At 54.8% G+C, this 3,887-nt stretch carries 3 protein-coding genes; 2 read left to right on the top strand and 1 reads right to left on the bottom strand.

Going from position 1 to position 3,887, the window contains the following annotated elements; translation table 11 throughout:
* Positions 1 to 246: 246 nt before the first annotated feature.
* On the bottom strand, positions 247 to 1,863 hold the full coding sequence (locus BLT47_RS08705) for an ABC transporter substrate-binding protein (RefSeq protein ID WP_083330198.1): 1,617 nt from the start codon (positions 1,861 to 1,863) through the stop codon (positions 247 to 249).
* Between the two features lie 994 nt (positions 1,864 to 2,857).
* Between BLT47_RS08705 and BLT47_RS08700 the strand changes: the two genes are divergently transcribed.
* Positions 2,858 to 3,316, top strand: coding sequence for a TetR/AcrR family transcriptional regulator (locus tag BLT47_RS08700; protein WP_065414498.1), 459 nt, complete (start codon positions 2,858 to 2,860; stop codon positions 3,314 to 3,316).
* On the top strand, positions 3,303 to 3,674 hold the full coding sequence (locus tag BLT47_RS08695; RefSeq protein WP_049619205.1) for a hypothetical protein: 372 nt from the start codon (positions 3,303 to 3,305) through the stop codon (positions 3,672 to 3,674). Before BLT47_RS08700 ends, BLT47_RS08695 begins: the two co-directional genes overlap by 14 nt.
* Positions 3,675 to 3,887: the final 213 nt, after the last annotated feature.

Below are 3,887 nucleotides of genomic sequence, written 5' to 3'. Positions count from 1 at the left end.
TGCGCGGAATATGTTTTACGGGACATGGTAGAAGACTACCTTTCTCCGGCTGAACGCCGGGGCTAGCCTATGTCCACCAACAGGGGGTCAGGTCCTCCACCGGATCAATCGGGGATAGCGAAATCAGCACAAATGAGATGAAAGAAACCGCCAGCAGCAACGCGATGAGGGATAAACCCCCGCGCAACAGTGTCCAGCCAAGGCGTGAAAAACTGAACTGTTGCGCGGGGTCTCGGTGGGAACCTATTAGCTTTCCCATGTCCACTGGTCCACATTGTTGACGACGGACCAACCGTGACCATGCGGATGCGGCTTCTGCTCCCCGATGTTGAGGTTGTCGCGAACGAAGTACAAGTGATCGATATTGGTCAACCACACCCAGGTAGCTTCACCTTCAGGGGTAACCCCGGTGGTACCGTCCCACTGTGCTTTCTGCCAGTACTCGTTGGATTCGTCAATGTCAGTGGCTGCCAGGGCCTTGTCTAGGTACTCGTCGATGGTGTTTGACTCGTACGCAGCGGTATTGCTGGTGCTCTGGGAATGGTAGAGGCTGTACAGCTCATTTGGTGAGTTGGAGCCCCAACCCCAGACAACGGGTTCGGTGGTCTGAATCAGGTAGATATCGTCCCACGACTTACCTTCGATGGTAATATTGATCCCAATTTCTTTCATCTGGTTAGCGAATTCAGCGGCTAGTGCCTGTCGAACTGGGTCAGTGGCGGGGTAGACCAGCGTGAATTCTGCTCGAGTACCATCGTGCTTGACGCGGACACCGTCGTCACCCTCGGCCCAGCCGGCATCTTCGAGGATCGTTTTGGCTTTGTCGACGTCAGTTTCAACTTTCATCGCATCCGAGGCCCACGGCATCCCGTCCGCGACGGAATAGGCCGGGGTACCATGGCCATTGAGCACATGATCGGCTAAGACGTCACGATCAACGGCATAGTTCATGGCCTGGCGTAGGGCGCGGTCAGAGGTGACATTATTGCCGACTTCGTGTTCGGCGCCGTCCATCCCCTCACGCTTCGGGCTGCCTTCCGGCACGACCGGGAATGAGATGCCTCGCGAATCAACGGTTTTAGCGCTGAACAGTTTGTAGCCGTCCATGTGTTGGTCAGCGTGAGTGGCCGACACATATGCGACATCAACCTGCCCAGCCTTCACGGCTGCGATGCCAGCATCTTCATCCATAAACACCACGACGAGGCGTTCCATCTTGGGGGCTTCACCGTAGTAGTCCGGGTTCGCCACGAAGATGGCCTGTTTGCCTTGTTCCCAGCTTTCCAGCTTGTACCGGCCGGAGCCGATCGGGTTTTTGCCGTAGTTGTCACCATATTCATCGGCGGGGACGATACCCAGCACGGCCAGGGTATACAGCAGTGTATTGTCTGGCTGTTTCATGGCGATTTCGACTTCGGTGTCGCTGGTGGCAGTGGCTTCCTTGACCTTATTGAGATCGGCTACCGCGCCAGTATTAGTGACGACCTCGTTGATGGTGAACGCGACGTCTTTAGCGGTGACGGTGTTGCCGTTAGTGAATTTCGCGTCATCGCGAATAGTAAACTTCCACGTCATGCCGTCGTCAGAGACAGAGTAATCAGTAGCGAGATCGTTCTCGAAGCCTAAGTCGACGTCGGTTTTGATCAACGTGGACTGAACCAGTGGTTCGTGGACGTGGCTGGCGCTGCCCCATCCGTAGACTGGGTCGAACCCGGTATCAGGTTCAGAACTTGCGGTCATCGCTACGGTCACAGTCGAAACGTCGGGAGCTTCAGCAGTGGGTTCTTCGCTGCCGCTACCGCCGGTGGAGCAACCAACGATCAGGCTAACGACCGCCAGCCAGCCAGTGCGCGGGCGCGCCAATCGCGACCAATTTTTGTGATGGACATAGATCTATCCTTTTGCATCCTTGCAACCTTGCATCTTTGCATCCTTGCATCCTTGGGGAGGATCGTAACAGTTTTCGTGCTCAAAATCTGTGAGTTGTGTAGGGGGGGGGCAAGTATCTGCGCAAGGTGTTATCCCGTCACGTCAATGTCTAAGAAGTGGAGACGCAAGAAGCGTCGCCACTGATTCGACAGCGAGCGCGTGGACTGGATCCCATCATTTTCTAGAAAACCAGCACATGTTCTCGAACGGGGCTCCCTTCAACCGAAGGGAATCCTTGAGTGGCTACCGATCCGAAGTGTAACGAAAACGTGTTCGAGCATGAAGGGTGGGAAAACGTTAGTGAGCGTTACCCCACAACGTAGGCGACGTATCACTTCTCTGCCGATGGGACGGGGGTTATGGTTGCGCGTGAGCTTGAAATACGCCGTCAACACCCAGGTGGGGTACTCCAGTGCAACCTCGGAGTGTAGAGCCGATTGCGGATGGAATGGGTAAAGGCAATTACAACTGCGCGAAAAAGCAGCTTCGACATACCACTACCGGTCAGCGACCAAGCGAGATACTGAAGTTGAGATCGCAGTGGTTGATGTCGCTCCTTCGAGTGAAGGAGACGGTCCCGCAGAAGTAGGAGTGGTAACGGATGCTGTGGAGCAGGGTACAGTCGCTCACGCCATAGCCGAGTGGGAACTCCGCCGCACCCTTCGTTAGTTGCCGATCTGCAAGCCCAAATCGGCCTGGATCTATACCGAGATGGAGAATTGCGCCGAGGACTACGTCGCCCTCGTCCAAGCGTCCAAGAACGAATCCGTCATGCTCGTGAGGCCTGTGGTGATCCCAAGTCACCGCCGATGGCGTTATCGAGGTTCGGTTTAAAGCGTGGATAACAGCTACATCGGTGGTTGTGGGAGTCGGAATTATTTACGCTACAGTTCTTGACTGGTCATTCTAGAATAGGTAGTCTAGAACCATGGCGAGACCGAGGGAGTTTGACACAAGGACGTTCCTGCGACAGGCGGGCGAGTTGTTTGTGAAGCGTGGCTATAACGCAACGTCGATTGATGAGCTTGTGAAAGTCACTGGAGTGGCGCGAGGCAGTCTGTACTCGATCTTCGGATCGAAGCAGGGAATATTTATTGCAGTCCTTGAACACGCGGCAGGGCAGTGGAGCGAATCTGCGGTGCCGAATGCGCAGCTACCAGCAGCCGATCTGCGTGACGATCCGGAGACGCTGCTGAACCTGATCAACGTTGCAGTTTTCGAGATAGCGTGCCACAGTCCTGAAATTGCTGAACTGACCCAACGCGTTATCGATGCAAATAGAATCACAGCGCAATCCCTTGGCCAGCGTGCACTTGACCGGGCTGGTTTAACCGACGCGCCCGCTAAAGCTGTTAAGGAGAAGGAGGAGAAGAATGTCTCGAAATAAGGTCAAAATTCAGGGCGAAGAACTCATTGTCACCCCGATAGGGTTAGACAAGTTGTGGTCGTTGACGACTGAAATCCGTGTGCCGCTTTCACTTGTGCGAGGTGCCACGCATGATCCAGGTATCGTGAAAGAACCGAAGGGGGTGCGAGCTCCGGGATTGAATACGCTTGGTAAAAAGGTATCAGCGACCTACCGCAAAAATCACGAACGCCACTTCTGGAACGTCACCGGCGCAGCCGATGTGCTCGTCGTCGAAGTCGATCCGACGTTCAAGTACAGTCGCCTCATTCTGTCCGTCGATGACCCGGTTGGCCTGGAGCGAGAAATCAATCAGGTGATCCGTAACGGGGCATCCTAACTGAGGCGCTTCTTCTCGTGCTCGATGGAATCGCAGGTTAACGCGGGTGGGTACGCACTCAGACTGCGTACCCACCCTCACAGCTGTTGCACCCACCTAGCCGGAATCTGCACCCACCTGAAGTGCCCCGGGTTTTGTTCCTAGGCATTTGCCTTGATTTCCATTCTCTCGTGATTTGGGTTGCTAGTCCAAAACTCTTCTTCTACTTCTGCC

It is taken from the genome of Actinobaculum suis, from assembly GCF_900102025.1.
Lineage (GTDB): Bacteria > Actinomycetota > Actinomycetes > Actinomycetales > Actinomycetaceae > Actinobaculum > Actinobaculum suis.
The sequence above is the reverse complement of the archived record's forward strand: the minus strand, read 5'-3'. Positions and strand labels throughout refer to the sequence as shown.